At 63.8% G+C, this 26,872-nt stretch carries 23 protein-coding genes and 2 pseudogenes; 10 read left to right on the forward strand and 15 right to left on the reverse strand.

Annotated elements, in window-relative coordinates:
* Positions 1 to 29 precede the first annotated feature (29 nt).
* The 4 genes and pseudogenes from NGM28_RS28890 to NGM28_RS02090 form a co-directional block, all read right to left on the reverse strand.
* Positions 30 to 767: a methyl-accepting chemotaxis protein gene (locus NGM28_RS28890; protein ID WP_420806635.1), complete on the reverse strand. Its 738-nt coding sequence runs from the start codon at positions 765 to 767 to the stop codon at positions 30 to 32.
* A gap of 126 nt (positions 768 to 893) precedes the next feature.
* Positions 894 to 1,967 (reverse strand): annotated as a pseudogene (locus tag NGM28_RS28895) (HAMP domain-containing protein); the annotation flags it as partial.
* 183 nt (positions 1,968 to 2,150) lie between these two features.
* The gene (locus tag NGM28_RS02085) at positions 2,151 to 2,453 is read right to left on the reverse strand and encodes a cell division protein ZapA (RefSeq protein ID WP_011536152.1); all 303 of its coding nucleotides are present in this window, start codon (positions 2,451 to 2,453) and stop codon (positions 2,151 to 2,153) included.
* Positions 2,450 to 2,680 carry a hypothetical protein gene (locus tag NGM28_RS02090; RefSeq protein WP_011536153.1) on the reverse strand — a complete coding sequence of 77 codons (231 nt, stop codon included), beginning with the start codon at positions 2,678 to 2,680 and terminating at the stop codon, positions 2,450 to 2,452. The genes NGM28_RS02085 and NGM28_RS02090 overlap by 4 nt, the downstream gene beginning before the upstream one ends.
* A gap of 291 nt (positions 2,681 to 2,971) precedes the next feature.
* On the opposite strand from NGM28_RS02090, the pseudogene NGM28_RS28900 reads away from it, so the two are divergent.
* A pseudogene (locus NGM28_RS28900) lies at positions 2,972 to 3,727 on the forward strand (MCP four helix bundle domain-containing protein); the annotation flags it as partial.
* Positions 3,719 to 4,582 carry a methyl-accepting chemotaxis protein gene (locus tag NGM28_RS28905; protein WP_431196970.1) on the forward strand — a complete coding sequence of 288 codons (864 nt, stop codon included), beginning with the start codon at positions 3,719 to 3,721 and terminating at the stop codon, positions 4,580 to 4,582. The pseudogene NGM28_RS28900 and the gene NGM28_RS28905, both read left to right, overlap by 9 nt.
* A 122-nt stretch (positions 4,583 to 4,704) precedes the next feature.
* Here NGM28_RS28905 and gbcB read toward each other — a convergent pair whose 3' ends face one another.
* On the reverse strand, positions 4,705 to 5,805 hold the full coding sequence (gbcB, locus tag NGM28_RS02100; RefSeq protein ID WP_252088519.1) for a glycine betaine monooxygenase reductase subunit: 1,101 nt from the start codon (positions 5,803 to 5,805) through the stop codon (positions 4,705 to 4,707).
* A 298-nt stretch (positions 5,806 to 6,103) separates the two neighbouring features.
* Between gbcB and gbca the strand changes: the two genes are divergently transcribed.
* Together gbca and NGM28_RS02110 are read left to right on the forward strand one after the other, a co-directional pair.
* The gene (gene gbca, locus NGM28_RS02105) at positions 6,104 to 7,396 is read left to right on the forward strand and encodes a glycine betaine monooxygenase oxygenase subunit (protein ID WP_011536156.1); all 1,293 of its coding nucleotides are present in this window, start codon (positions 6,104 to 6,106) and stop codon (positions 7,394 to 7,396) included.
* Positions 7,397 to 7,572: 176 nt separating this feature from the next.
* A complete protein-coding gene (locus NGM28_RS02110) occupies positions 7,573 to 8,028 on the forward strand; it encodes an REP-associated tyrosine transposase (protein WP_252088520.1) in 456 nt (151 codons plus the stop codon).
* A gap of 572 nt (positions 8,029 to 8,600) precedes the next feature.
* On the opposite strand, the gene etfB is transcribed toward NGM28_RS02110, so the two are convergent.
* From etfB to NGM28_RS02140, 6 genes are all read right to left on the reverse strand, one after another.
* Positions 8,601 to 9,371: an electron transfer flavoprotein subunit beta gene (etfB, locus tag NGM28_RS02115; RefSeq protein WP_252088521.1), complete on the reverse strand. Its 771-nt coding sequence runs from the start codon at positions 9,369 to 9,371 to the stop codon at positions 8,601 to 8,603.
* 11 nt (positions 9,372 to 9,382) lie between these two features.
* Positions 9,383 to 10,615: an electron transfer flavoprotein subunit alpha gene (gene etfA / locus NGM28_RS02120; protein WP_252088522.1), complete on the reverse strand. Its 1,233-nt coding sequence runs from the start codon at positions 10,613 to 10,615 to the stop codon at positions 9,383 to 9,385.
* Positions 10,615 to 12,567 (reverse strand): dimethylglycine demethylation protein DgcB, encoded by a 1,953-nt coding sequence (dgcB, locus tag NGM28_RS02125; RefSeq protein ID WP_252088523.1) that lies wholly within the window; start codon positions 12,565 to 12,567, stop codon positions 10,615 to 10,617. The genes etfA and dgcB overlap by 1 nt, the downstream gene beginning before the upstream one ends.
* A gap of 156 nt (positions 12,568 to 12,723) precedes the next feature.
* Positions 12,724 to 14,784, reverse strand: coding sequence for a dimethylglycine demethylation protein DgcA (dgcA, locus tag NGM28_RS02130; RefSeq protein ID WP_240065280.1), 2,061 nt, complete (start codon positions 14,782 to 14,784; stop codon positions 12,724 to 12,726).
* Positions 14,785 to 14,799: 15 nt separating this feature from the next.
* Positions 14,800 to 15,330, reverse strand: a complete 531-nt coding sequence (locus NGM28_RS02135; RefSeq protein WP_252088524.1) for a DUF5943 domain-containing protein — start codon at positions 15,328 to 15,330, stop codon at positions 14,800 to 14,802.
* Positions 15,331 to 15,407: 77 nt separating this feature from the next.
* Positions 15,408 to 16,385, reverse strand: a complete 978-nt coding sequence (locus tag NGM28_RS02140) for a dipeptidase (protein ID WP_011536164.1) — start codon at positions 16,383 to 16,385, stop codon at positions 15,408 to 15,410.
* Between the two features lie 286 nt (positions 16,386 to 16,671).
* On the opposite strand from NGM28_RS02140, the gene NGM28_RS02145 reads away from it, so the two are divergent.
* The gene (locus NGM28_RS02145; RefSeq protein WP_240065278.1) at positions 16,672 to 17,073 is read left to right on the forward strand and encodes a lysozyme inhibitor LprI family protein; all 402 of its coding nucleotides are present in this window, start codon (positions 16,672 to 16,674) and stop codon (positions 17,071 to 17,073) included.
* Positions 17,074 to 17,238: 165 nt separating this feature from the next.
* On the opposite strand, the gene NGM28_RS02150 is transcribed toward NGM28_RS02145, so the two are convergent.
* Together NGM28_RS02150 and NGM28_RS02155 are read right to left on the reverse strand one after the other, a co-directional pair.
* Positions 17,239 to 18,288 carry a metallophosphoesterase family protein gene (locus tag NGM28_RS02150; RefSeq protein ID WP_252088525.1) on the reverse strand — a complete coding sequence of 350 codons (1,050 nt, stop codon included), beginning with the start codon at positions 18,286 to 18,288 and terminating at the stop codon, positions 17,239 to 17,241.
* Positions 18,289 to 18,394: 106 nt separating this feature from the next.
* The gene (locus tag NGM28_RS02155) at positions 18,395 to 19,363 is read right to left on the reverse strand and encodes a GlxA family transcriptional regulator (protein ID WP_240065276.1); all 969 of its coding nucleotides are present in this window, start codon (positions 19,361 to 19,363) and stop codon (positions 18,395 to 18,397) included.
* Between the two features lie 145 nt (positions 19,364 to 19,508).
* Here NGM28_RS02155 and choX point away from each other — a divergent pair, with 145 nt between their 5' ends.
* From choX to NGM28_RS02180, 5 genes are all read left to right on the forward strand, one after another.
* The gene (gene choX, locus NGM28_RS02160) at positions 19,509 to 20,453 is read left to right on the forward strand and encodes a choline ABC transporter substrate-binding protein (protein WP_252088526.1); all 945 of its coding nucleotides are present in this window, start codon (positions 19,509 to 19,511) and stop codon (positions 20,451 to 20,453) included.
* Positions 20,454 to 20,550: 97 nt separating this feature from the next.
* On the forward strand, positions 20,551 to 21,435 hold the full coding sequence (gene cdhC, locus NGM28_RS02165; RefSeq protein WP_050703418.1) for a 3-dehydrocarnitine:acetyl-CoA trimethylamine transferase CdhC: 885 nt from the start codon (positions 20,551 to 20,553) through the stop codon (positions 21,433 to 21,435).
* A gap of 82 nt (positions 21,436 to 21,517) precedes the next feature.
* Positions 21,518 to 22,483 carry an L-carnitine dehydrogenase gene (locus NGM28_RS02170; RefSeq protein ID WP_252088527.1) on the forward strand — a complete coding sequence of 322 codons (966 nt, stop codon included), beginning with the start codon at positions 21,518 to 21,520 and terminating at the stop codon, positions 22,481 to 22,483.
* Between the two features lie 10 nt (positions 22,484 to 22,493).
* Complete coding sequence (locus tag NGM28_RS02175; protein ID WP_252088528.1) at positions 22,494 to 22,967, forward strand: thioesterase family protein; 474 nt, start codon at positions 22,494 to 22,496, stop codon at positions 22,965 to 22,967.
* 371 nt (positions 22,968 to 23,338) lie between these two features.
* Positions 23,339 to 23,596 carry a hypothetical protein gene (locus tag NGM28_RS02180; protein ID WP_044488534.1) on the forward strand — a complete coding sequence of 86 codons (258 nt, stop codon included), beginning with the start codon at positions 23,339 to 23,341 and terminating at the stop codon, positions 23,594 to 23,596.
* 80 nt (positions 23,597 to 23,676) lie between these two features.
* On the opposite strand, the gene gbdR is transcribed toward NGM28_RS02180, so the two are convergent.
* Complete coding sequence (gene gbdR, locus NGM28_RS02185) at positions 23,677 to 24,783, reverse strand: choline metabolism transcriptional regulator GbdR (RefSeq protein ID WP_011536172.1); 1,107 nt, start codon at positions 24,781 to 24,783, stop codon at positions 23,677 to 23,679.
* A gap of 389 nt (positions 24,784 to 25,172) precedes the next feature.
* Complete coding sequence (locus tag NGM28_RS02190; protein ID WP_240065270.1) at positions 25,173 to 26,549, reverse strand: L-serine ammonia-lyase; 1,377 nt, start codon at positions 26,547 to 26,549, stop codon at positions 25,173 to 25,175.
* Between the last annotated feature and the right edge of the window lie 323 nt (positions 26,550 to 26,872).

Here is a 26,872-nt window from a genome sequence, read left to right on the forward strand (position 1 = left end):
CGAAAGGGCCGCAACGCGGCCCCAGCGACCTAAAGCCTGAAACCGCCCATCTGCCGCGCCAGGTCATCGGCCAAGCCACGCAACGCCTGGCACTCCTCGCGACACCCCTGCACTTCGCTGGCCGTTTGCCGCGCCAGATCGGAAATCCCTTGCACGTTGCGGTTGATTTCCTCGGTTACCGCCGACTGCTCCTCGGTCGCCGTGGCCACCTGATGGTTCATGTCGCTGATGCGTTCGACCTGATCGGTGATCGCCCCCAGCGAGGTGCCCGTGCGCTGGCTGGACTCGACACCGCTGCCAGTCGCCTGCTGCCCCGCCTGCATCGACGCCACGGCAGTGCCCGCACCTTGCTTGAGACGGTGGATCATCTGCTGCACCTCGTCGGTGGACACCTGGGTGCGCCGCGCCAGGGTGCGCACCTCGTCGGCGACCACGGCGAAACCACGCCCCATCTCGCCCGCCCGAGCAGCCTCGATGGCAGCATTGAGCGCCAGCAGGTTGGTCTGTTCGGAAATGCTGCGGATCACCGCCAGTACCTCGTCGATCGAGGCGACCTCGTCGGCCAGTTGCGTGACCGCCTCGGCGGCACGGCCGATCTCGCCGGACATGCCTTCGATGCCATGGATCGAACGGCGCACCACCTCCCGCGCCTGCAACGCCTCGTCGCGTGCAGACTGCGAAGCTTGCGCGGCGGCGCCGGCATTCTGGGCGATGTCCTGCACGGTCAGGCCCATTTCATGAACGGCAGTGGCGACCATCTCGGTCATTTCCTGCTGCCGCCCGGAGCGATCAGCGGTGTTATCCACAACCTGGGTGACCTGCTCCACCGACAGGTGCAGGCGCTCGGTGGTGCGCAGCACTTCGCCGATCAGGCCACGCTGGCTGTCGAGGAAACGGTTGAAGCCCCGGGCCAGGTCGCCCAGTTCATCCTGGCGCGAGTCGTCAAGGCGATGGCTGAGGTCGCCCCCACCGCTGCCGATCTGCACCAACGCCGCAGTGACCTGGCGAATCGGTCGCACCAGCCCGCGCGCCAGCAGCACCACCAGCAACAACGACGCCAGGGCAACCGCGCCGCCGATCAGGCTGGTCAGCCAGACGGCGTGACGCATCTGGGCATAGATCTCGGCCTCTGGCACCTCGGCGACCAGGGTCCAGTTCAGGTCGCGCAGAGGTAGGCCCAATGCCAGATAACGCTCCCCGTCACGGTCGAAGCGGGTGGTGCGTAATCCAGCGGCGCCGCTCATCACCGCCTTGGCCGCCTCCGCGTCCAGCTGCTCGGCCAGCTGGCGCTTGCCGCTGAACTGCTGGTCGGGATGCACCTGGATCAGGCCATCGTTGCGCACCAGGAATACCTTGCCGTGCTCGCCGAAGCTGAAGTCATGGATCAGCTTCGACAGCTCGGTCATGCGCAGGCCCATGCCGGCCACGCCGACCAGCTGGCCAGCCTTTTCCACCCGGTAGTCGATGAACAGCGCCAGCTCACCCGTGGAACCATCGATGTCAATGTTGATCAGGCGCTCGGCGCCACTGTCGATGTAGCCGTAGAACCACTTGTCCTTGGGGTTGGCGCGGCTGAGGGTGCGGTCCAGGCCCTTCTCGTTGTAGTAGTGGCCGGTGCGGGTGGAGGCGAACAGGGTGGTGAAGGCCTTGTTGCGCTGCTTGGCGGCCTCGAGGTATTCGATGAAGCGTGGCAGCTCGGCGGGGTTTTCCCCGGCGGCCAGCCAGTCACGCAGCAGGGTGTTGCCGGCGATGTCCGCCGCCGCCACCAGCGGCTGGCCGAGCATACGTTCGATATCGTTGCGGATCGCCTCGACGCTGGCCGGCAGCGCCGTGTCGACCAGGTAGCGCTCGGTGAGGCGGTTGACCGCCACCGTGTAGATCGCCACCACCACCAGGATGCTCGCCAGCAGGGCGCCGCCCATGCTCGCGATCAGTTGCCACTGGATACTCCGCCGCCAGATGCGCATGCCAATCTTCCCCGCCAATTATTGTTTTTGGGGAAGTGTATACACTCAAGTATCCGATCAATCCACAGATATTGAACAATACAAATACCCCTGTAGGAGCCGGCTTGCCGGCGAACGCGTCGGTGACTTCACCGCATGGTTCGCCGGCAAGCCGGCTCCTACAGGGGGTTGCGCATTCTGTTGTTATTGGTCGCCGATGGTCCGGCTGATGGCGTCGACGGTGGCGTCGATCTGCGCCTGGGTGCGCTCGAGGGTGCGGTCGTGCTCGCGCTGCAGTTCGATCTGCTTGGAGCACAGGTTCAAGGCGGCCAGCACCAGCAGCTTGTCGCCGATCAGGGTCGGGAACTGGCGCTTGGTCTCGGCCAGGGCGACATTGAGCATGCGCACGGCCTGGTTCAGGGTGTCTTCCTGGCCCTCGGGGGCCTTCAGCGAATAGTCGTTGCCAAGGATCGACACGACATTGATCGGCTGTTCTGGCCGCCTCATGCGTTCACGACACCCGCGCTGGCGCGCTCGACCAGGGCCTGGATGCGGGCGGCGGTGGCGCCGTGCTTCTCTTCCTGCTCCATCAGCGACAACTGCAGGCTGTCGTTCTCTTCCTTGGCCTGGGCCAGTTCCTGGCTGAGGCTGGCATTCTGCTCGGCCAGTTGCGCGTTCTTGTGCATCAGGTCGCTGACCAGTTGCTCGAGTTGATTCAGGGAAGTTTCCAACATGCGTCTATCTCGGGTTGTTGCAAAGGGCGCACACGATAAGGAAAAACCTGCGCCCCCGCCATTAAATATCGGATTCAAAAGGTTTTTGCCTGGGGAGGTTGACCGGATATCGCCCCCCTTGTTCCAACCTGCGGCAACCGCTGGTCAGGAAGTTCGTTAGCGGCTTCACAGTTTCATCATCCGCCACTCAAGACTGGTCGGTCACGACCGATAGGCAGGTAGGTCTTTTTCCGTCGCATGGATCGCGGCCCCCTCACTGCCTTGGATACCGCCTCCATGTCCCTACGCAACATGAACATCGCCCCGCGCGCGCTGCTCGGGTTTTCGGTCATCGGCCTGCTGATGCTCGGCCTGGGTGTGTTCTCCCTGATCCAGATGGGCAACATCCGCCAGGCCGGCGTGACCATCGAAGAAGTCAGCGTACCCAGCATCAAGACCCTCGATGAGCTGACCGCGCTGAACCTGCGCCTGCGCACCCTCTCCTACCGCCTGCTGCTCAACCGCGAGCCGGCCACCCAGCAGGAGACGCTGCGCCTGCTGGACGAACGCAATGCCCAGATCGACAAGGCCCGCCGTGCCTACGAGCCGCTGGTCAGCGCCGCCGACGAACAGGCCGCCTACGACCAGTACAGCCAGTTGCTGAACCAGTACCGCCAGCTCGAGGCGCGCATGCGCACCCTGAGCCAGGCCGGCGACCTCGATGCCCTGCGCGACCTGCTCAACCGTGACCTGCTGGACAACTCCGAGCAGGTCAACAAAGTCATGGACACCCTGGTACGCATCAACACCGACCAGACCAGCGCCACCAACGAAGCCGCCGCCAGCCAGTACAGCGGCGCCTTCGGCCTGGTGATCAGCCTGCTGGTGGCCGCGACCGTGCTGACCCTGCTGTTCGCCTTCCTGCTCACCCGCAGCATCGTCAAGCCCATCGACGAAGCGCTGAAATCTGCCGAGCAGATCGCCGAGGGCGACCTGACCCACCACATCGACGCCGACGGCACCGACGAGGCCGCGCGCCTGTTGAAAGCCATGGCCAAGATGCAGGACAAGCTGCGCGACACCCTGCAGCTGATCGCCGGTTCCGCCACCCAGCTGGCCTCGGCCGCCGAAGAGCTCAACAGCGTCACCGACGAGAGCGCCCGTGGCCTGCAGCAGCAGAACAACGAGATCGAGCAGGCCGCCACCGCTGTCACCGAAATGACCAGCGCAGTCGAGGAAGTAGCGCGCAACGCGGTGAGCACCTCGGAAGCCTCCAGCGAAGCCAGCCGTTCGGCCGGTGATGGCCGCGACCTGGTGATGGAGACCGTGGGTGCCATCGAGCGCATGAGCGGCGATGTGCAGGCCACCGCCAAGCTGATCACCCACCTGGCCGAGCAATCGCGCGATATCGGCAAGGTGCTCGACGTGATCCGTGGCCTGGCCGACCAGACCAACCTGCTGGCGCTCAACGCCGCCATCGAAGCCGCCCGCGCCGGTGAAGCGGGCCGTGGCTTCGCCGTGGTCGCCGACGAAGTACGCGCCCTCGCGCATCGCACCCAGCAGTCCACCAGCGAGATCGAACGGATGATCGGCAGCATCCAGGGCGGCACCGAGCAGGCCGTGGACTCGATGCGCACCAGCACCGAGCGCGCCGAGTCGACCCTGAACATCGCCCGTGGCGCGGGCCTTGCGCTGGACACCATCGCCGGGGCGGTGGCGCAGATCAACGAGCGCAACCTGGTGATCGCCAGCGCCGCCGAGGAGCAGGCCCAAGTGGCCCGCGAGGTGGACCGCAACCTGGTGAACATCAACGACCTGTCGGTGCAGAGCGCCACCGGGGCGAACCAGACCAGCGCGGCAAGCGCTGAGCTGTCGCGCCTGGCGGTGGATCTCAGTGGCCTGGTGGCTCGCTTCCGTACTTGAAAAAGCTGGGGCCGCTTTGCGGCCCATCGCGGCACAAGGCCGCTCCTACAAGGAAACGCGTAACCCTGTAGGAGCGGCCTTGTGCCGCGATGGGCTGCGCAGCAGCCCCATGCACGCTCGGATCAGTACTCGATCCGCACATCCCCCTTCGGTACGCTGCAGCACGACAGGATGTAGCCTTCAGCCTCATCCTCCTCGGTGATCCCGCCGTTGTGCTCCATCTCCACCTCGCCACCCAGCTTGAGCACCTTGCAGGTGCCGCAGATGCCCATCCCACAGGCCTTGGGAATCATCAGCCCGACCTTGGCCGCCGCTGCGTGCACGGTCTCGCCCGGGGCCACGCGGATGCTCTTGTCGCTGCCGACGAACTCCACCAGGTTGAGGTCGGCCACATCCACTTCCGGCGCATCGGCGGCCTGCTCGGCGTGCTCGACCGCATCGGCCTTGGCCTCTGGCGGCGTCGCGCCGAACGATTCCTCGTGGTAGTTCTTCATGTCGAAACCGACGGCTTCGAGCATGCGCTTGACCGCGCTCATGTAGGGCGTCGGGCCGCAGCAGAAGATCGTGCGTTCGAGGTAGTCCGGGGCGATCAGCTCCATCAACCGCTGGTTCAGGTAGCCGCGATAACCCGCCCACGGCTCGCCCAGCCCATGCTTCTCGCAAATGATGTGCAGGCTGAAGTTGGGGATGCGCGAAGCCATCTGCTCCAGCTCGCGGTGGTAGATGATGTCCTTCGGTGAGCGGGCGCTGTGCACGAACACCATGTCGACATTGGCGTTGGTGTCGTAGAACCAGCGCGCCATGGACATCACCGGCGTGATGCCCACGCCACCGGAAAGATACAGGACCTTGGGCGCCGGGAAGTCGATGGCATTGAACAGCCCCACCGGCCCGTGCACCGGCAGTTCGGCGCCTTCGTGCATGGTGTCGTGGAGGAAGTTCGACACCAGCCCGCCCGGCACGCGCTTGACGGTGATGGAAAAGCTGTAGGGCACCGACGGCGAACTGGAGATGGTGTACGAGCGCATCACCGGCTTGCCTTCGATCTCCAGTTCAAGAGTGACGAACTGCCCGGGCTTGAAGAAGAACATGATCGGCTGGTCGGCCATGAAGCAGAAGGTGCGCACGTCCCAGGTCTCCTGGATGACCTTGACGCAGCGCACGATGTGGCGGCCATTGGCCCAGGTCTGGGTGGTGACCGGATTGAGGAAGGTATCGGACATGTTCATCTCCAGCAGCCGACTGTCGGCCTTTCTTATGGCTCCGATAATGCGCAAGCCTGGGGCTGTGTACATTCCCATCCGCGACATCGGCGTGCTTATCGCGACCAGCCCCGCGCTACAAGGGTTGGCGCGTCGGAATTCGATTCGGCCATGTCGCCCGTGGACATGGCCGTTTCCCGGCCCGAACGCACACTCCGGCAAAAGAACAGGTTGTTTATCCACAGCAGCCTTGCGGCATAAAAACAACGAAACGATTAGCCACCTTTCGCCGGCCGACCACGGCCCTGAGGACCACACGATGGACGTCACCGCAACCCTGAGCCTGGGCGATCCACTGGAACCTGCACGCAAGGCCACCGCCGAGATGCTGCAGACCCGCGAGCGCACCTACTCGCTGCCGCAACCGTTCTACAGCGACGAACGCCTGTTCCAGATCGACATGCAGGAGATCTTCCACAAGGAGTGGCTGATCGCCGGCCTGGTGTGCGAAATCCCGGCCAAGGGCAACTACATCACCCTGCAGATCGGCAAGAACCCGATCATCGTGGTGCGTGGCGCGGAAGGTAAGGTGCATGCCTTCCACAACGTCTGCCGCCACCGCGGTTCGCGCCTGTGCGTCAGTGAAAAGGGCAAGGTGGCCAAGCTGGTATGCCCGTACCACCAGTGGACCTACGAGCTCGACGGCCGCCTGCTGTTCGCCGGCACCGAGATGGGTGCCGACTTCGACATGAACCAGTACGGCCTCAAGCCTGTGAACGTGAAGGTGGCCGGTGGCTACATCTTCATCAGCCTGGCCGAGAACCCGCCGGCCATCGACGAGTTCCTGGCCACGCTCGACCACTACATGGAACCGTACGACATGGAGAACACCAAGGTGGCGGTGCAGACCACCTTGATGGAAAAGGCCAACTGGAAGCTGGTGCTGGAGAACAACCGCGAGTGCTACCACTGCAACGGCTCGCACCCTGAGCTGCTGAAGACGCTGCTGGAGTGGGACGACACCAACGACCCGCGCGCCAGCCAGGAATTCAAGGACCACGTGGCCGCCTCGGCCGCTGCCTGGGAAGCCGAGAAGATCCCGTACCTGCACAAGAGCCACGGCCTGCGTAACCGCATTGTGCGCATGCCGCTGCTCAAGGGCACCGTGTCCATGACCATGGACGGCAAGCAGGCCTGCCAGAAGCTGATGGGCCGCATCAAGAACCCGGACCTGGGCTCGATGCGCATCCTGCACCTGCCGCATTCGTGGAACCACTGCATGGGTGACCACATGATCGTGTTCACCGTGTGGCCGATCAGCGCGCAGGAGACCATGGTCACCACCAAGTGGCTGGTGCACAAGGATGCGGTGGAGGGGGTCGACTACAACCCCGAGGACATGCGCAAGGTCTGGGACGCGACCAACGACCAGGACCGCCGGTTGGCCGAGGAGAACCAGCGTGGGATCAACTCCACCGCCTATCAACCTGGGCCTTATTCGAAGACCTATGAGTTCGGCGTGGTGAATTTCATCGACTGGTACAGCCAGCGTTTGCTGAACAACCTTGGCGCCGAGCCTGCGTCCTACCTCAAGGAGATCAAGGCGCAATAATCTGCAAACACCCCCCATCCCGTAGGAGCCAGCTTGCTGGCGAACCTGGCGACCTCGTTCGCCAGCAAGCTGGCTCCTACGCAGTTTGCGCTGCTTGCGTTACATCCAGCCTCAATATCGCTCCGATCTCAGGTAGTCCGATACCTAGACTCTCCCCACAACAGAGGAGATCACGGATGAAAATCGCCCATTCCCATCGCTTGAGAACCGGCCGCTACTCCGAACCAGGCCGCCCATACATCATCACCAGCGTCGTACTCGGTCGAGAACCGCTGTTCTGCGACTTCCAACTCGCACGCCTGCTGATCGCTGAACTGCGCCACGCCCATGACCAGCAATGGGCACGCAGCCTCTGCTGGGTGGTTATGCCCGACCATTTTCACTGGTTGGTGGAACCACAAGCAGTCGACCTCTCCAACCTCATGCGCAAGGTCAAATCCAGGAGCACCCGCCTGATCAACGCAGCAGCCTCCCGCCAAGGCAGCCTCTGGCAAAAGAACTTCCACGATCACGCCCTGCGCCAGGACGAAGACATCCGCACTGCCGCGCGCTATATCGTTAGCAACCCCCTGCGGTCCGGGCTCGTGTGCAGCTTGCGCCACTATCCACACTGGGATGCCGTGTGGCTTTGATCAAAAAACACCCAAACCACCGCAGCCCACGCCCTTTAAGGTGTGCAGATACCCACCAACACTTTATCCACAGCGCGGCCAACAGCAATTGTGGAAACTCTGCAAAAAAATACAGACATGGAACTGGTTATTTTTTAATCAATTCCGTGTAAGCCAATGAATTCAATGGCTACAGAGTTATCCAAACAACTTGTCCACACGTTCGCCAACAGACTTTGTGAGCAAGTCGCTGCCTGTGCGAAAACCTGCTGTGGATAACACTGCAACCCTCTGAAAATATTGATTTCCAGGCACAACCAAGCCCCGTCGATCAATTTTTGATCAAAATTGTCAAAGCCAATGAAATCAACGCCTACAGCACATACCAAACATATTATCCACAGACCCGCCAACAGCCATTGTGGGCAATATTCACCCTCCACCCCACCGCGGAAATGAAAAAGCCACGAACGGGTCGTGGCTTTAACTGATCAAAAATTGATCATATCCCTGCAAGCCCCATGAATAAGGGCCTGCAGCAATACGCAAACACTTTATCCACAGAACCCCCAACAGATTCTGGGTACAACAGGTCAGCGCAGCACCCCCTCCTCCACCAGCAGCTTGAGGATGGCCTCAGCCCCCTCCTGCGGAGAAACATCCTTGAGCACCTTGCCACCCCCGCCACTGGCCTTGGCCGTGGCTGCCTTCATCCGGTCGGCGCCGCTCTTGGCCTTGATCACCTTGAGCCGTTTCGGCCGTGGGCGAGCGGGTTGCAGGGCATCCTCGCCCAGCACCGGGTCCTCCACCACCGCCACGTTGCGCGCCGCCAACACACCCCGGCGTGCCGGACCAAAAGCACTCTGGCGTGGCTTGGGCGCAGCGTTATCCACAGTCGCCAGCAACGGCAGCCGCACTTTCAAGCGACGCCGCTGACCCCGGGGCAAGGCCTGCAGCACCTGGGCGGTGCCATTCTCGATGGACTCCACCTCGGCCAGCCCGACCACCAGCGGCCAACCCAGCTTCTCGGCCAGCAGGAACGGCAGCATGCCCGAACCTTCCCCCGTCTCGGCCTGGCTGCCCGCCAGCACCAGTTGAGCACCGGCATCACGCAGGTAGTCGCCCAGCACGCCGAGCACATCGGCACCGGCCGGCTGCTCCAGGACATCCAGATGCTCAAGCCCCATACCCAGGTAAGCGCGCAGCGCCTCTTCACGCGGGTCACCGGCATGCACCACCTGCAAGTTATCCCCAGCCAGTTGCAAACCCAGTTCCACGGCACGGGCATCCTGCTCGGCGCGACGGGCGCGGCCAGAGCTGGGGTGGGCACCGATCGAGACCAGGCTGATGACTTTCGTACTCATGCTCGCTGCCCCTATGCCGCGTCGCGCTGGCCGCCGCTGCGGTAGTTATCCACAGCGTCGATCAAGGCTTGAAGAATGGCTGAGCTGTCGCCGATCACCGACAGGTCGGCCCGTTTGATCATGTCGCAACCCGGGTCCATGTTGATCGCCACCACCTTGTCGCAGGCGCCGATACCTTGCAGATGCTGGATAGCGCCGGAGATACCCACAGCCACGTAGACCCGCGCGGTGACCCAGGTTCCGGTGGCACCGACCTGGCGATTGCGCGGCATGAAGCCGTCGTCCACCGCCACCCGCGAGGCGCCTTCGGTGGCACCGAGCGCCGCCGTGGCCTTGTGGTACAGGTCCCAGTCCTTGACACCGTTGCCGCCAGAGACGATGAACTCGGCCTCGGCCATGGCGATGGCAGCCGGGTCCACGGCCACCGGGCCAAGGTCCTCGATGCGTGACAGGCTGCGCGCCACACCTGTGGACAACTCCACGGGCAGCGCTTCGTGGCGGGTTTCGCTGACCGGTTCGGCGCATTCGGCGGCGCCCAGGATCAACCGTGGCAGATCGCGTTGAATATCGTGCTGGCCGGCCCCGGCACGGCCAATGCACTGGCCATCCTTGACCTGCCACACCCGCGTCGCCGGGCGCTCGCCCAAGGCAGCGGCGAAACGCCGGCCCAGTTCGCCGCCACCGCTGCGGCTGTCGGGCAGCAACCAGTGGCGCGGGGACAATTGGTTATCCACAGCGCGCAGCCCCTGCACCAGTTGCTCCGGTGCATAACCCTCGAACGCCTCGCCCTCGATAACCAGCAAGCGGTCGACACCGGCTGTGGAAAAGTTGTTTTCCTTGTGTTCGCCAAAGACGATGGCCAGCACCGCGCCGCCGCTACCGGCCAGGCTATGGGCCAGGCCGAGCAGGTCGCGGTCATGGCTGCCCAGGCGGCCACCGACCATATCGGGCACCACGGCAATGTAGAAGGCAGGCTCCGCCACCTGGTGCAGCGGCAACTGCACTTCGGCGGCGGCCGTACGCCGCCCGCCCACGCTGGTGCCCTGCTGGGCGCCGCTGCGGTCGATACGCTTGAGGCCGCTGGGGCCGATGAAGCCGGTGGCGATCGCGTGCGGGTTCTTGCGGATGACGCCATTGGGGCCCATCCAGCTTGTCTGTTGCGTCTGCATCGCCGCATGCAGAGGGTGCAGGCGGTTACGGGCGATCCACTCGGCGCGTGGGTCGCGGCGGATGATGTCGCTCATCAATGCACCTCCGCAGGTTCACGTTTGGCGGCTTGCGACTTGGCGGTTGCAGGCGCTTCTTCTTCGATCAGCACGTCGGCCACCAACTCGGCAATGTCCTTGATTTGTGGGCGCGGCTCGACCACGCCTTCGAGCATTGCCGTGCACTGTGGACAACCCACCGCCACCAGCTCGGCCTGGGTCTCGCGGATATCGTCCATGCGCATGTCGGGAATGCGCTGCTTGCCGGGGATATCGGTGATCGGCGCACCGCCGCCGCCGCCGCAGCAACGAGAACGGAAGCCCGAACGTTGCATCTCGCGCACTTCGATGCCCAATGCCCTGAGCACGTCGCGCGGGGCTTCGTACTCGCCGTTGTAGCGACCCAGGTAGCACGGGTCGTGGTAAGTGACGCTGCCACCTTTATGCTGGCCGAGGTTGAGCTTGTTCGCGGCGATCAGTTCGGCGATGTAGGTGCTGTGGTGCTGCACCTGGTACTCGCCGCCCAGCGCGCCGTACTCGTTCTTCAGCACATGGAAGCTGTGCGGGTCGCAGGTGACGATGCGCTGGAACTGGTACTTGGCCAGGGTCTGGATATTGCGTTTGGCCAGTTGCTGGAAGGTCGCCTCGTCACCCAGACGCCGGGCCACGTCGCCGCTGTCGCGCTCTTCCAGGCCGAGCACCGCAAAGTCCAAGCCCGAGGCCTTGAGCACTTTGACGAACGCGCGCAGGGTGCGTTGGTTGCGCATGTCGAAGGCACCGTCGCCGACCCAGAACAGCACGTCGGTACGCTTCACCTCGGACAACAGTTTCAGGTTGAGGTCGGCTGCCCAGTTCATCCTTCCGCCCGGAGCAAAGCCGCCGGGGTTGTCGGTGGCGATCAGGTTGTCCAGCACCTCGGCGCCCTTGTTCGGGGTAGCGCCCTTCTCCAGGGTCAGGTGGCGGCGCATGTCGACGATGGCGTCGACGTGCTCGATCATCATCGGGCACTCCTCCACGCAAGCACGGCAGGTGGTGCACGACCAGAGCGTCTCGGCGTCGACCAGGCCATTGACGATCGGCTGGTGCGGGTGGCCGCCATGCTCACCGACCGGCTTGCCCGGATAAGGGCTGCCAGCGAACTGCGCATCGGTGCCACCGGCCAGGCCGATGACCATGTCCTGGATGAGCTTCTTGGGGTTCAACGGCTGGCCGGCGGCGAACGCCGGGCACATGGCCTCGCACTTGCCGCACTGCACACAGGCGTCGAAACCAAGCAGCTGGTTCCAGGTGAAATCGACCGGTTTTTCCACGCCCAGTGGTGCGTTCGGGTCTTCCAGGTCCAGCGGCTTGAGGCCGGTGGACCGCCCACCGCCGAAGCGCTCGGCACGGCGGTGCCAGGCCAGGTGCAGGGCGCCGGCGAAGGCGTGCTTCATCGGGCCGCCCCAGGTCATGCCGAAGAACAGCTCGGACACACCCCAGAGCACACCAATGCCCAACACAACGACGAGTACCCAGCCACCCGTACCCTCCGGCAGGATGCCGGCCACCGGCAGCGTGGCGATGAAGAAACTCGCCGCGAACATCAGCAGGCTCTTGGGCAGGCGCATCCAAGGGCCCTTTGACAGGCGCGACGGCGGGTTCAGGCGGCGTTTGAAGACAAAGATCGCACCGGTGAACATGATCACCGTGGCCACCAGCAAGGCGTAGCCAAGGATCTTGCTGTGCAAGCCGAAGCCATGCACCAGGATCGCCAGCGCGGCCGACAGTACAAAACCACCGGCCGTGGCCACATGGGTCTTGGACATGTACTTGTCGCGCTCGACCACATGGTGAAGGTCCACCAGGTAGCGCCGCGGCATGGCCAGCAGGCCGCCGATCAGGTCGACCTTGCTCGGCCGCCCGCGCCGCCACATGCGCACCCGGCGCAGGGCACCGAGCACCGCCAGGCCGAGGGCGGCGAATAGCAGGATGGGTAGAAGGGTGTTCAACATGGGAGGCTCCCACAACAGCTGGATTCTTGCGCCGCTCCCAAGAGCGGCGCGGAGCCCTGTAGGAGCGGATTCATCCGCGATAGCGTCGGCAGCGACAACACATCCGCCTGTGCCGGCCTCATCGCGAATGAATCCGCTCCTACAGGGGGGGCCAGATCAGAAGTCCTTGCACAGGCGCAAGGCGTCGTAGATCGCCGCGTGCACGTTGCGCTGGGCCACGCAGTCGCCGATGCGGTACAGCAGGTAGCCTTCGCCCGGCTGGCCGAGGATCGGCTGCGGCTTGATGGCGAACAGCGCCTCCACGTCGATCTGGCCCTTGTTGCGCGAACCGTCCTTCAGCGCGTAGTACAGCTGTTCGTCAGGACGCACGCCGTTCTCCACCACCACCTGGTCGACCACGCGCTCTTCCTTCGCGCCGGTGTACTCGTTCTCCAGCACCGCTACCAGCTTGTCGCCTTCGCGGTAGACCTTTTCCAGCATCATGTCGCCGGTCATGATCACTTCTTTCGGGTACATGCTGCGGTAGTAGGTCGGGAAGGTCGTGCCGCCCATGGCCACGCCCGGCTTGATGTCGTCGGTGACGATCTCGACCTGGCTGCCCTTGTCGGCGATGAAGTCAGCCACCGACATGCCGGTGAATTCGCAGATGGTGTCGTACACCAGCACGTTCTTGCCCGGCGCGACCTTGCCGTCGAGCACATCCCAGCTGCTGACCACCAGCCCTTCGGCGGCACCCCAGTGCTCGTTCTGCTCGAGGAACGAATGCCCGCCCACGGCCAGCACGATGATGTCCGGGCGCAGGTCCTGGATGGTCGCCACGTCAGCGGCGGTGCCCAGGCGCAGGTCGATCTTCAGGCGGGCGAACTCCAGCTGGTACCAGCGGGTGATGCCGGCGATCTGGTCGCGCTGCGGCGCCTTGGCGGCGATGGTGATCTGCCCGCCGATCTGCTCTTTCTTCTCGAACACGGTGACGTCGTGGCCACGCTCGGCGGCAACGCGAGCCGCCTCCATGCCGGCCGGGCCGGCGCCAACCACCACCACCTTGCGTTTCGGCCCGGTGGATTTCTCGATGATATGTGGCACGCCCATGTATTCACGGGAAGTCGCGGCGTTCTGGATGCACAGCACGTCGAGGCCCTGGTACTGGCGGTCGATGCAGTAGTTGGCGCCCACGCACTGCTTGATCTGGTCGACCTGGCCCATCTTGATCTTGGCGATCAGGTGCGGGTCGGCGATGTGCGCGCGGGTCATGCCGACCATGTCGACGTAGCCGCCCTCCAGAATACGCGTGGCCTGGTTCGGGTCCTTGATGTTCTGCGCATGCAGCACCGGGACCTTGACCACTTCCTTGATGCCGGCCGCCAGGTGCAGGAACGGCTCCGGCGGGTAGCTCATGTTGGGGATGACGTTGGCCAGGGTGTTGTGGGTGTCGCAGCCCGAGCCGACCACGCCGATGAAATCGAGCATGCCGGTGGCATCGTAGTAGGCGGCGATCTGCTTCATGTCCTCGTGGCTCAGGCCATCAGGGTGGAACTCGTCGCCACAGATGCGCATGCCCACGCAGAAGTCGTCACCGACCTCCTTGCGCACCGCCTTGAGCACTTCCAGGCCGAACTTCATGCGGCCTTCGAAGGTGCCACCCCATTCGTCGGTGCGCTTGTTGACCCGCGGGCTCCAGAACTGGTCGATCATGTGCTGGTGCACGGCCGACAGCTCGACACCGTCCAGGCCGCCTTCCTTCGCCCGGCGCGCGGCTTGCGCGTAGTTGCCGATCACCCGCCAGATCTCTTCCGGCTCGATGGTCTTGCAGGTGGCGCGGTGCACGGGTTCACGGATGCCCGATGGCGACATCAGGGTCGGCCAGTTGAAGCCGTCCCAGCGCGAGCGACGGCCCATGTGGGTAATCTGGATCATGATCTTGGCGCCATGCTTGTGCATGGCGTCGGCGAGGTTCTGGAAGTGCGGGATGATGCGGTCGGTGGACAGGTTGACCGACGACCACCACTCCTGCGGGCTGTCGATGGCCACCACCGACGAGCCGCCGCAGATCGCCAGGCCGATGCCGCCCTTGGCCTTCTCTTCGTAGTACTTCACGTAGCGGTCGGTGGTCATGCCGCCGTCAGTGGCGTAGACCTCGGCGTGCGCGGTGCTGAGCACGCGGTTGCGGATGGTCAGTTTGCCGATCTGGATCGGCTGGAACATTGCTTCGAATGCCATGACGCAGTCTCCGGCTTACAACGGCTTCGTAACGAACAGGCCATCTTCGTGGCCTTCTTCCGACCCGCCGTAGACCTGTTCGGCCACGGTGCGGATCGAGCTGCCGCGGGCAGCGAGAATCTGGTCCATGGCCCCGGCGAACCAGCCGGTGAACATGTAGTCGACCTTGCGGCCGCACTTGCCATAGACGTACACGAATGCGGAGTGCTTGAGCTTGACGCTGCAGGTACCTTTGTCCAGGTCGATGTCCTGGATCTGGAACAGGCCCCAGCCACGCTGCGACAGGCGTTTCATGTAGTGCTCGAACACCGCCACGCCTTCCAGGCCATGGCACTCGGCTTCTTTCTCGCACCAGTGCCAGGCGGACTTGTAGCCGGCCTTGTAGAGAATCTCGGCGTACTTCTCGGCGCCCAGCACTTCCTCGATGCCCATGTGGTTGTTGACGAAGAAATGCCGTGGCACGTACAGCATCGGCAGGGCATCACTGGTCCAGACACCGGTCTCGCTGTCGACTTCGATTGGCAATTGCGGGGCGATCTTGGCCATGGAAACTCAACTCCATAAAATTTTTTATTTGGATGCCCTGGTGTTGCTGGCAGGGGCTTTCAGGCTTGGAGAGCGGCTTACTCGCCCCAGACGTCTTTCAAGACGTTGACCCAGTTTTCGCCCATGATCTTGCGCACTACGCGTTCGGAGTGGCCGCGCTTGAGCAGGGTCTCGGTCAGGTTGGGGAACTCGCCGACGGTACGGATACCCAGCGGGTTGATGATCTTGCCGAAGTTGGTCAGGCGCCGGGCGTAGCCCTTGTCGTGGGTCAGGTACTCGAAGAAGTCCTGGCCGTGGCCCTGGGTGAAGTCGGTGCCGATACCGATGGCATCCTCGCCGACGATGTTCATGGTGTACTCGATGGCTTCGGCGTAGTCATCGATGGTCGAGTCGATGCCCTTGGCCAGGAACGGCGCGAACATGGTCACGCCGACGAAGCCGCCGTGGTCGGCGATGAACTTCAGCTCTGCATCGGACTTGTTGCGCGGGTGTTCCTTGAGCCCGGAAGGCAGGCAGTGGGAATAGCAGACTGGCTTCTTCGATTCGAGGATGACTTCTTCGGAAGTCTTGGAGCCGACGTGCGAGAGGTCGCACATGATGCCCACGCGGTTCATCTCGGCGACGATCTCGCGGCCAAAGCCCGACAGGCCGCCGTCACGCTCGTAGCAACCGGTGCCCACCAGGTTCTGGGTGTTGTAGCACATCTGCACGATGCCCACGCCGAGCTGTTTGAACACGTCGACATAGGCAATCTGGTCTTCGAACGCATGGGCGTTCTGGAAGCCGAAGAGGATGCCGGTCTTGCCCAGCTCCTTGGCCTTGCGGATGTCGGCGGTGGTGCGCACCGGCATCACCAGGTCGCTGTTCTCGCGGATCAGTTTCTGGCTGGATGCGATGTTGTCGACGGTGGCCTTGAAGCCCTCCCACACCGACACCGTGCAGTTGGCCGCGGTCAGCCCGCCCTTGCGCATGTCCTCGAACAACTCGCGGTTCCATTTGGCAATGATCAGGCCGTCGATGACGATGCTGTCGGCGTGAAGTTCGGCTGGGCTCATCAGGCTGTCCCCTTTTATCGAGTGTGACCGCGCCGAATCCTGTGCCGGCGCTTTGGGGCCAGCATATGCCTGCGGCTGGATGCGCCCCGATGCAAAAACGACAGGGGGTTTGCCGAAAGCGTCAATGGCTGCCCCGGCGCGCTCTGGCGCGGCCTTCGCAGATGAGAGCGAGTCTCGACAACCGTGATTTGTAAGGCTTTGATGAACTTTTTGTCAGGGAGCTATCGCCGCTGCCGCCGGCTGAGCGAGAATCCTGCGATTCGTCAGCCTGATCGGGAGAAAACGGATGAAATCAATGGCATGGCTGGTTCTGCTGGCTGTCGCGTGCGGCGCTCAGGCCGCCGAGGAAGAAAGCACGCCCTGCGACAATGTCGAGAGCGACCAGCAAGGCTACGCGTGCGCCGCCTACAACAAGCAGACCGCCGAGCGGGAGCTGAAGTCGGCCTACGACGACCTGATCCAGCGCATTCGCGACCAGTATGCGGACGAGAGCGACAAGGCGACGGCCTTGAGTACGAAGATGGAGGCGGCGGAAAAACTCTGGGCCCAGTTGCGCGACGCCGACTGCAAGGTCGAGACCTATGCCGAGAAACCCGGCAGCAAGGCCTTCGAGGCGGCATGGAATACCTGCGTGGCGCAGCGTAGCGATGAGCGTTCGGAGTATCTGCAGTCGATCGGCCAGCAGTAACAGCGCATTCGTGGCCTGGTACTGATTTTCGCCGGCAAGGCCGGCTTCTACAGGTACAACGCAGGCCTCAAGCTCAGCGCTTTTCCTGTAGGAGCCGGCTTTGCCGGCGAACGGGCCAGTACACGCAACACTAGGCACCGTTTTCTGTTCCTGCCTGAGGGCTGGTCACTTGCCGGCAAGCTTCAAATCAAGGTTATGGGTCTTGTCGAAGTGCCCATCCATGCTCACCTCGTCGATACTCAACCGCCCGGCGTTCCAGTCGAACGTCAAGCGCAGGTAAGTACCTGCATTCAGCGCACCGCTCTTGAAGTTGGGCACGCTGCCGAAACCGCGGTGGTACTCACCTAAACTCCAATGCCTATGGCCGGAGAAGACCGCAACCACACCGTGGCGCTCCAGCATTTGAGCGAACTCGAAGTCGCGTTTGCTGGCGTCATCCCAATCCTCCGAGGTGTGCATGTTAACGATCACCACCTCACCAAGCGCCGTTGCTTCCTCCAGCTGTCTCTCCAGCCAACCCAGCGACTGGGTAATCGAGAAGTGGCGTTTGGGCTTCAGGGTTATACCGCCGCCCGTGCTCCATTGCTGGTTGTAGGTCGGCTCATTGTTCAATTGGATAATGCGTACACGCCCCACCGTCACCGAGTAGGACAACGAGCCTTTGTGTGTGCTTTCGAGGTAGCGATGGTCGAAGGCATTGACTGGCTCCATGGCCTTGACCCAGGCGATATGGTCGCATACGGCATCACGTGCACAGCCGTTATTGGCGCAGTCGTCGACATTGTTCTTGTAGTCGTGGTTGCCCAGCCCCGGCAGCATCAGCGGCCCACCCACGCCGGCCGCCATCTTGCGGAACATCTTCTGCACCGCCTCACGCTCGCCGCCATGACCGTATTCGGTGATATCGCCATTGATCACCACCGGCACATGGTAGGGTTCGTCGCGCTCCCGGGCGATGGCCTCGTAGACCGGCGCGGTCTTGTGCCAACCGGCCGAATCGATTTCCTCCTGATACTCGTCGAAACGCTGGCTCATGTAACGGAAGCCTTGCGGATCAGAAGCGATGATCATCTTCTGCTTGCCATCGGGGTAGTCGACCAGGCGGTTCCAGCCCGACTGGTAATAGTCCCGATAGAGATCGGTGGAGGTGCTTTCACAGCCTTCCACCTCGGCATGGGCCATCCAGGGAACAAGTAGGGTAGAGAGGAGCAGCATTGTGCCAGTCATCAGATTTGTAGGCGACATCATGGCAATCCTTGTGTGATTGATAGATTACCCACGCTATCGATGTATCGGCCTCACAATAATCTGGAAGCAAGTCCTACTGATTCGCAATGAAACGCTCGACGCGGGTGGATGCCTGACGGTCTTGCCGCGGGCAACACTCGAACCGCGTCCTGTAGCAACGGGTGAAATACGAAGCTGACTCGAACCCGCAGGCCACCCCAACCTCCAGCACGCTCATGTCGGTCTGGCGCAACAACTGCCGGGCCTTGTCCAGCCGCAGCCGCAGGTAAAAGCCACTGGGCGTGTCGTCCAGGTGCAGGCGAAACAACCGCTCCAACTGGCGCCGGGTGACCTGTACCGCGTCAGCCAGCACCTGGGTGTTCAGCGGCAGCTCGGTGTTGCGCTCCATCTCGCCGATCACCTTGACCAGTTTCTTGTTGCGCAGCCCGTAGCGCGTGGCGATCTGCATGCGCTGATGGTCCTGGCGCGGACGGATGCGCCCGAGCACGAACTGCTCCGACACCTGCACCGCCAGCTCGCTGCCATGGGCCTGGGCGATGAGGTCGAGCATCAGGTCGATGGAGGCGGTGCCACCCGCGCAGGTAATGCGCCGACGGTCGATCTCGAACAGCTCCTGGGTAGCCTGCAAGCGTGGATAACGCTCCTTGAACGCCTCCAGCGCCTCCCAGTGCAAGGTGGCGCGATGGCCGTCGAGCAGGCCGGCTTCGGCGAGCACCATGGCACCGGTATCGATACCGCCCAGCACCACGCCTTCATGATCGAAACGGCGCAACTGCTGCTGTAGCACCGGCCCATGGCAGGCCAGCGGCTCGAAGCCGGCGACTACCAGCAACAGCCGGGCATGCTCGCCCTCGCCCAGCACGCCATCGGCATTCACCGACATGCCATTGCTCGCTTGCACCGCGCCGCCATCCAGGCTGAGCACGCGCCAGCGATACAGCGGGCCACGGAAGCGATTGGCCACCCGCAGCGGCTCGATGGCGCTGATGAAGCCCATGGCCGAAAAGCCCGGCAGCAGCAGGAAATCGATGGTTTCGGGCATTGCTCGCTCCACAGTGAAAGTGGTCGCCTCCGTGCAAGTCTTGGTCGCCAGGGTGCGATTTTCCACCCCGCTGCCAGCGTAGCTTGTTCACACGGCCCGCAGAGGCCGGCACCCATAAAAAACGCACTGCCGATGGAGAGCCACCATGCAACGCTTTATCCGCCGCAGCCTGTTGTCCCTCGCACTCAGCACCACCCTCGCAACCCCCCTGTTCGCCGCCGAGCCCGCCGCCTGCAAGGACGTGCGCCTGGGCGTGGTCAACTGGACCGACGTGATCGCCACCAGCGCCATGGCCCAGGTGCTGCTCGACGGCCTGGGCTACCAGACCAAGCAGACCAGCGCCTCGCAGCAGATCATCTTCGCCGGCATTCGCGACAAGCGCCTGGACATGTTCCTCGGGTACTGGAACCCGATCATGACCCAGACCATCACCCCGTTCATCCAGGCCAACCAGGTCAAGGTGCTCGACAAGCCCAGCCTGGAAGACGCCCGCGCCACCCTCGCCGTGCCCAAGTACCTCGCCGACAAGGGCCTGAAGAGCTTCGCCGACATCCACAAGTTCGAGAAGGAGCTCGGCGGCAAGCTCTACGGCATCGAGCCGGGTTCGGGCGCCAACACCCAGATCAAGGCGATGATCGCCAAGAACCAGTTCGGCCTGGGCAAGTTCCAGCTGGTCGAGTCGAGCGAGGCCGGCATGCTCGCCGCGGTGGACCGCGCGGTGCGGCGCAAGGAGGCGGTGGTGTTCTTCGGCTGGGCGCCGCACCCGATGAACGTGAACATCGACATGGTCTACCTCGGCGACAGCCAGGACGCCCTCGGCCCGGACGAGGGCCGCGCCACGGTGTGGACGGTGACCGCGCCGGACTATGCCGAACGTTGCCCCAATGCCAGTCGCCTGCTGGCCAACCTGAGCTTCAGCGCCGAGGACGAGAGCCGGATGATGCAGCCGCTGCTCGACCACAAGGATGCGCTGGAGTCCGCCCGCCAGTGGCTCAAGGACCACCCCGAGGACAAGGCCCGCTGGCTTGAAGGGGTAACGACCTTTGACGGCAAGCCGGCCGCGGACAACCTCAAGCTCACCGCCAACTGACAGATCGCATCGCGGATGAATCCGCTCCTACAGCACGCCTTCTGTAGGAGCGGATTCATCCGCGAAAAGCTCACAAACGATTCCAGAAGGAACCCCCATGAACCACGACGTCATCATCACCTGCGCCCTCACCGGCGCCGGCGACACGGTCGCCAAGAGCCACCTGGTCCCGGTCACCCCGAAACAGATCGCCGAATCCGCCGTCGAGGCCGCCAAGGCCGGCGCCACCGTGGTCCACTGCCACGTCCGTGATCCGCAGACCGGCCGCTTCAGCCGCGACGTGAACCTCTACCGCGAAGTGATGGAGCGCATCCGCGAAGCCGACGTGGACATCATCGTCAACCTCACCGCCGGTATGGGCGGCGACCTGGAGATCGGCCCGGGCGAGTCGCCGATGGAGTTCGGCCCAGGCACCGACCTGATCGGCCCGCTGGAGCGCCTGGCCCACGTAGAGGCGTTGCTGCCGGAAATCTGCACCCTCGACTGCGGCACGCTCAACTTCGGCGACGGCAACGCCATCTACGTCTCCACCCCCGCCCAGTTGCGCGCCGGTGCCAAGCGCATTACCGAACTCGGTGTGAAGGCCGAGCTGGAAATCTTCGACACCGGCCACCTGTGGTTCGCCAAGCAGATGATCAAGGAAGGCCTGCTGGACGACCCGTTGTTCCAGCTGTGCCTGGGCATCCCCTGGGGCGCGCCGGCTGACACCACCACCATGAAGGCCATGGTCGACAACCTGCCCGCCGATGTGACCTGGGCCGGCTTCGGCATCGGCCGCATGCAGATGCCCATGGCTGCACAGGCGGTGCTGCTCGGCGGCAACGTGCGGGTGGGGCTGGAAGACAACCTCTACCTGGACCGCGGCGTGCTGGCCAGCAACGGCCAGCTGGTCGAGCGGGCAGCGGAAATCATCACCCGCATGGGCGCCCGCGTGCTCACCCCGGCCGAAGGCCGGGAAAAGATGAACCTCAAGCGCCGCTAACCCCTGTAGGAGCCGGCTTCGCCGGCGAACACCGGCAAAGCCGGTGCCAGCCACCGCCCAATCAGATTCCCTGGAGCTCGACATGCCTTTCATCACCGACATCAAGACCTTCGCCGCCCTCGGTAGCGGCGTGATCGGCAGCGGCTGGGTCGCTCGCGCCCTGGCCCACGGCCTGGACGTGATCGCCTGGGACCCGGCGCCCGGCGCCGAAGCGGCCCTGCGCAAACGCATCGCCAACGCCTGGCCAGCCTTGCAGAAACAGGGCTTGGCCCCCGGCGCCGCGCAAGACCGCCTGACCTTCGTCACCACCATTGAAGAGTGCGTGCGCGACGCCGACTTCATCCAGGAAAGCGCACCCGAACGCCTGGACCTCAAGCTCGACCTGCACGCCAAGATCAGCGCCGCCGCCAAGCCAAACGCAATCATCGGCTCCAGCACCTCGGGCCTGCTGCCCAGCGAGTTCTACGAGTCGGCCACCCACCCCGAACGCTGCGTGGTCGGGCACCCGTTCAACCCGGTGTACCTGCTGCCACTGGTGGAAATCGTCGGCGGCAGGAATACCAGCCCCGACGCCATCGAAGCGGCGAAGGCCATCTACACCACGCTGGGCATGCGCCCGCTGCACGTGCGCAAGGAAGTCCCAGGTTTCATCGCCGACCGCCTGCTCGAAGCGCTCTGGCGCGAGGCTTTGCACCTGGTCAACGACGGGGTGGCCAGCACCGGCGAGATCGACGACGCGATCCGCTTCGGCGCGGGCCTGCGCTGGTCGTTCATGGGCACCTTCCTCACCTACACCCTTGCCGGTGGCGACGCCGGCATGCGCCACTTCATGGCCCAGTTCGGCCCGGCGCTGAAGCTGCCCTGGACCTACCTGCCGGCGCCAGAGCTGACCGACAAGCTGATCGACGATGTCGTGGAAGGTACTTCGGAGCAACTGGGCGAACGTAGCATCGCCGCCCTGGAGCGCTATCGAGATGACACCCTGCTGGCAGTGCTGGAAGCGGTGCGCAGCAGCAAGGCCAGCCACGGCATGGCCTTCGGCGATTGAGGAGAACCCGATGCCCGCACTGATCACCTACCGAACCCCCGTCCAGGAGGACTGGGTGGATTACAACGGGCATTTGCGCGATGCCTACTACCTGCTGATCTTCAGCTACGCCACCGATGCGCTGATGGAACGCATCGGCCTGGATGCCGACGCCCGTGGGCAGACGGGGCATTCGTTGTTCACCCTGGAGGCGCACATCAACTACCTGCACGAGGTGAAGCTCGGCAGCGAGGTGTGGGTGCAGACGCAGATCATCGGTTTCGACAGGAAGCGCCTGCACCTGTACCACAGCCTGCACCGGGCAGGGTTCGACGAGGCGCTGGCGGCCAGTGAGCAGATGCTGCTGCATGTGGACCTGGCAGGGCCGAAGTCGGCGCCGTTCGGGGAGCGTAGTATCGCCTTGTTGCAAGGACTGATGAATGAGCAGCGTGATCTGCAGGCACCACGGTTTGTCGGGCGTGTACTGGGGCTATCTGCTGGCTGACAGATCCTGGGGGCGCTTTGCGCCCCATTCGCGGCACAAGGCCGCTCCTACAGACGGATTGCGTAACCTCTGTAGGAGCGGCCTTGTGCCGCGAAAGGGCTGCGCAGCAGCCCCACCGCGCTCAAAAAAACAACCCCGGAAAGCCGTGAGCATCCGGGGCCAAGAGCGAGCAACATCCACTGTGCATGAAGTGAAGGTGACCAAACCTCCGGTGCCGTGAATGACTTCAGTGTGCGGCCATCCTTCCCCGGCGATTTAGCCGTAAACGACCTGTTCTTAGCCAAAGCGGCCATCGCGGCAATCTATCCTTGCCGCCCTGGCGTGAGGGACACAGAATCGATCGCAAACAACAGCGGCAAAGGACAACAGTCATGATGCATGCAGACTTGATCGACCAGGACGACCTGCTGGGCCAGTTGCGCTCGCGCGGTTTCGATATTCCGGCCGGCGCCAGCGCCGAGCAGGCCTGCGAGGTGGTGATACGCGGGCTGACCGAGCCCAATGCCCGTGCCCTGAAGGGAATGGTGGAGCAGATGTACACTGGCAGCGCGACCATCCTCCCGGCCGTGCGCCAGGCCATCGACAAGCAGTTGCTGCCGGCGTTGGCGCAGTTCAACAGGCGCGCCTGACCTTTACGGCCCATTCGCCGGCAAGCCGGCTCCTACGGGTAACCAACCTGTAGGAGCCGGCCTTGCCGGCGAATGCGGTATCAGAGCCTCACGCTGGCAAAAGTCGACTCGTTGCGCGCCTGGCTCAGCGCCGCCATCGGCCCGCTGTGCGGCGACAGGGCCATGGCCTGCGGGATCGGCATCATCGCCACCTGCTGCGTGGTGTTCGAACCCACGCGCTCGTCACGCGGCGGAATACCGAAGTACTCGCGGTAGCACTTGGAGAAGTGCGGCGTGGAAACAAAACCACACACCGACGCCACCTCGATGATCGACATGGGCGTCTGCTTGAGCAGCTGCCGCGCCCGGATCAGGCGCAGCTTGAGGTAGTAGCGCGACGGCGAGCAGTGCAGGTACTTCTGGAACAGGCGCTCGAGCTGGCGCCGCGACACCGCCACGTACACCGCCAGTTCATCCAGGTCGATGGGCTCTTCCAGGTTCGCTTCCATCAGCGCGACGATTTCCTGCAGCTTCGGCTGGTTGGTGCCCAGCATGTGCTTGAGCGGTACACGCTGGTGATCCTGCTCGTTGCGGATACGCTCGTAGACGAACATCTCGGAGATCGCCGCCGACAGCTCGCGGCCATGATCGCGGCTGATCAGGTGCAGCATCATGTCCAGCGGCGCGGTGCCGCCGGAACTGGTGAAGCGGTTGCGGTCGAGGGTGAACAGGCGGGTACTCATGTTCACCCGCGGGTAGGCTTCCTGCATCGCCGCCAGGCATTCCCAGTGCACGCTGCAATCGAAACCGTCGAGCAGCCCGGCGCAGGCCAGCGCCCAGCTGCCGGTGCACACCGCCCCAAGTCGGCGCGACTGGCGAGCCTGGGCCTGCAGCCAGGTGACGTGCTCACGGGTGACGGTACGCTGGATGCCCACGCCACCGCAGACGATCACGGTGTCCATGGGCGGTGCATTGTGCATGGCGGCATCGGGAGTGATCTGCAAACCATCGCTGGCCCACACCTGGCCACCGTCAACGGTCAGCGTATGCCAGCGGTACAGCTCGCGGCCGGACAGCTGGTTGGCCATGCGCAGGGGCTCGACGGCCGAGGCCAGCGAAATGAGGGTGAAGTTGTCCAAAAGGAGAAAGCCGATGGACTGGGGTGCTGTGCGGTTCTGGGTTGGGGTCCCGGAGGTGTACGACGTCATCGCGATTTCTCCTCACACAATGCAGGGTGTGCCTCAGGCGAGCACTGTTCTTGTAATGGCCCCGTTTCGTATGCAGGGGCTTTGCCAATCCCGACGCAAATGGCATGCCGGAAATTGAACGCTCATCCAATAAAACCCAAAAGCGACGTTGGCATGCGCCTTCCAGCCGGGTCAGGAAGCAGCGTAGACCTAAACGCAAATCGGCGCGCCAGCGCCTTTGCGTGTCACGCCTGAGCAGTTCGGTAGCACTTGTGGGAAGGATGCCCAGATGCGACAGACTTGAGTGTCACCGACAATGACCCTGCTGGTAACGACAGGCGACGGCCGGTAGATGACAACCGTTGCGCCAGAATGTGGCGCAACGGTCAGGCGTGGGCAAAAACGGCGCATCAGCACTCGATGACGCTGACCGCCAGACCTCCACGCGAGGTTTCCTTGTACTTGTCGTGCATGTCGGCGCCGGTGTCGCGCATGGTGCGAATCACCTGGTCGAGGGAGATGAAATGCTCGCCGTCGCCGCGCAGGGCCATCTGCACGGCATTGATCGCCTTCACCGCGGCGATGGCGTTGCGCTCGATGCACGGCACCTGGACCAGGCCACCGACCGGGTCGCAGGTCAGCCCCAGGTTGTGCTCCAGGGCGATCTCGGCGGCGTTCTCCAATTGTGGCGGCGTGGCACCCAGCACTTCGGCAAGGCCCGCCGCGGCCATGGCGCAGGCCGAACCGACTTCGCCCTGGCAACCGACCTCGGCGCCGGAGATCGACGCGTTCTTCTTGCACAGGATGCCCACCGCCGCCGCCCCCAGGAAGAAATCCACCACGTTGGATTCGTCCACCACATCGGAGAAACGCATGTAGTAGTGCAGCACCGCCGGAATGATCCCGGCGGCGCCGTTGGTGGGTGCGGTGACCATGCGCCCGCCAGCGGCGTTCTCTTCGTTCACGGCCAGGGCGTACAGGTTGACCCATTCCATGGCGCTCATGGTCGAGCCGATCACATTGGGCTTGCCCAGCTCTTGCAGGCTGCGATGCAGTTTGGCGGCGCGGCGGCGCACATTGAGCCCGCCGGGCAGAATCCCTTCGTGCTTGAGGCCGTTGTCCACGCACTCCTGCATGGCCTGCCAGAGCTTGAGCAGGCCGGCGCGGATCTCGGCCTCGCTGCGCCAGACCTTTTCGTTGGCCATCATCAATTGCGACACGCTCAGGTCGTTTTGCTTGCACAGGCGCAGCAGCTCGGCGGCACTGTCGAAGTCGTAGGGCAACACCGTCTGGTCGGCATCCAGCACGCCGCTGGCGGCCTGGGCGGCATCGACCACGAAGCCGCCGCCCACCGAATAGAAGGTGTCGCGGTGCAGCTCGCCACCCTCGCCTTCGGCGATCAGGGTCATGGCGTTGGGGTGGTACGGCAGGTTCTCGTCCAGCAGCAGCATGTCGCGGGCCCAGACGAACTCGATGGGCAGCCGGCTATCAAGCTGCAGCACGTTGGTTTCGCGCAGGTCGGCGATGCGTGGGGTGATCTGGCCGGGGTCGATCGCGTCCGGCCACTCCCCCATCAACCCCATGATCGTGGCGTTGTCGGTGCCGTGGCCGACACCGGTGGCCGACAGCGAGCCATAGAGCCGCACCTCGACGCGCCGCACCCGCTCCAGCTCGCCGCGTTCGCGCAGCCCCTGGACGAACAGCGCGCCAGCACGCATGGGGCCGACGGTGTGGGAGCTGGAGGGCCCGACACCGATCTTGAACAGGTCGAACACGCTGATGGCCATGGCCGATTCACCTCTTGATGGGCTTGTCTCACGGCGCCGAACACTGCCTTGCGCAACTGCTAGGCTGAAGTTCGAGCCGCCTTGGAATGCTCGCATCATCGGGCTTTTGCCCACCCCCTCGCCGTCTGCAACCGACGTACTTTTGCCCAGCAGCGCCGCCGCTGAACCGGCCCTGCGTGCGCCGTTTTCCAGCGCCCGGGCGCCGTAAAAACCGAGGCGTGGGGGTGGAAAAGCCCAGTTGCGACATCGTCCGTACTGGATGCGACCCGTCCTGTACTGGATACGACGCCACCAGTAGGCGATTGCCGAACGCTGGAGGATTA

Origin of the sequence: Pseudomonas sp. MWU13-3659 (assembly GCF_023757525.1) — a bacterium.
Taxonomy (GTDB): Bacteria; Pseudomonadota; Gammaproteobacteria; order Pseudomonadales; family Pseudomonadaceae; genus Aquipseudomonas; species Aquipseudomonas entomophila_E.

Coding starts and splice junctions, on each gene's coding strand:
- NGM28_RS28890 (WP_420806635.1), bottom strand. CDS start 767: ATGACCGAGATGGTCGCCACTGCCGTTCATGAAATGGGCCTGACCGTG.
- NGM28_RS02085 (WP_011536152.1), bottom strand. CDS start 2,453: ATGAGGCGGCCAGAACAGCCGATCAATGTCGTGTCGATCCTTGGCAAC.
- NGM28_RS02090 (WP_011536153.1), bottom strand. CDS start 2,680: ATGTTGGAAACTTCCCTGAATCAACTCGAGCAACTGGTCAGCGACCTG.
- NGM28_RS28905 (WP_431196970.1), top strand. CDS start 3,719: ATGCAGGACAAGCTGCGCGACACCCTGCAGCTGATCGCCGGTTCCGCC.
- gbcB (WP_252088519.1), bottom strand. CDS start 5,805: ATGTCCGATACCTTCCTCAATCCGGTCACCACCCAGACCTGGGCCAAT.
- gbca (WP_011536156.1), top strand. CDS start 6,104: ATGGACGTCACCGCAACCCTGAGCCTGGGCGATCCACTGGAACCTGCA.
- NGM28_RS02110 (WP_252088520.1), top strand. CDS start 7,573: ATGAAAATCGCCCATTCCCATCGCTTGAGAACCGGCCGCTACTCCGAA.
- etfB (WP_252088521.1), bottom strand. CDS start 9,371: ATGAGTACGAAAGTCATCAGCCTGGTCTCGATCGGTGCCCACCCCAGC.
- etfA (WP_252088522.1), bottom strand. CDS start 10,615: ATGAGCGACATCATCCGCCGCGACCCACGCGCCGAGTGGATCGCCCGT.
- dgcB (WP_252088523.1), bottom strand. CDS start 12,567: ATGTTGAACACCCTTCTACCCATCCTGCTATTCGCCGCCCTCGGCCTG.
- dgcA (WP_240065280.1), bottom strand. CDS start 14,784: ATGGCATTCGAAGCAATGTTCCAGCCGATCCAGATCGGCAAACTGACC.
- NGM28_RS02135 (WP_252088524.1), bottom strand. CDS start 15,330: ATGGCCAAGATCGCCCCGCAATTGCCAATCGAAGTCGACAGCGAGACC.
- NGM28_RS02140 (WP_011536164.1), bottom strand. CDS start 16,385: ATGAGCCCAGCCGAACTTCACGCCGACAGCATCGTCATCGACGGCCTG.
- NGM28_RS02145 (WP_240065278.1), top strand. CDS start 16,672: ATGAAATCAATGGCATGGCTGGTTCTGCTGGCTGTCGCGTGCGGCGCT.
- NGM28_RS02150 (WP_252088525.1), bottom strand. CDS start 18,288: ATGCTGCTCCTCTCTACCCTACTTGTTCCCTGGATGGCCCATGCCGAG.
- NGM28_RS02155 (WP_240065276.1), bottom strand. CDS start 19,363: ATGCCCGAAACCATCGATTTCCTGCTGCTGCCGGGCTTTTCGGCCATG.
- choX (WP_252088526.1), top strand. CDS start 19,509: ATGCAACGCTTTATCCGCCGCAGCCTGTTGTCCCTCGCACTCAGCACC.
- cdhC (WP_050703418.1), top strand. CDS start 20,551: ATGAACCACGACGTCATCATCACCTGCGCCCTCACCGGCGCCGGCGAC.
- NGM28_RS02170 (WP_252088527.1), top strand. CDS start 21,518: ATGCCTTTCATCACCGACATCAAGACCTTCGCCGCCCTCGGTAGCGGC.
- NGM28_RS02175 (WP_252088528.1), top strand. CDS start 22,494: ATGCCCGCACTGATCACCTACCGAACCCCCGTCCAGGAGGACTGGGTG.
- NGM28_RS02180 (WP_044488534.1), top strand. CDS start 23,339: ATGATGCATGCAGACTTGATCGACCAGGACGACCTGCTGGGCCAGTTG.
- gbdR (WP_011536172.1), bottom strand. CDS start 24,783: ATGACGTCGTACACCTCCGGGACCCCAACCCAGAACCGCACAGCACCC.
- NGM28_RS02190 (WP_240065270.1), bottom strand. CDS start 26,549: ATGGCCATCAGCGTGTTCGACCTGTTCAAGATCGGTGTCGGGCCCTCC.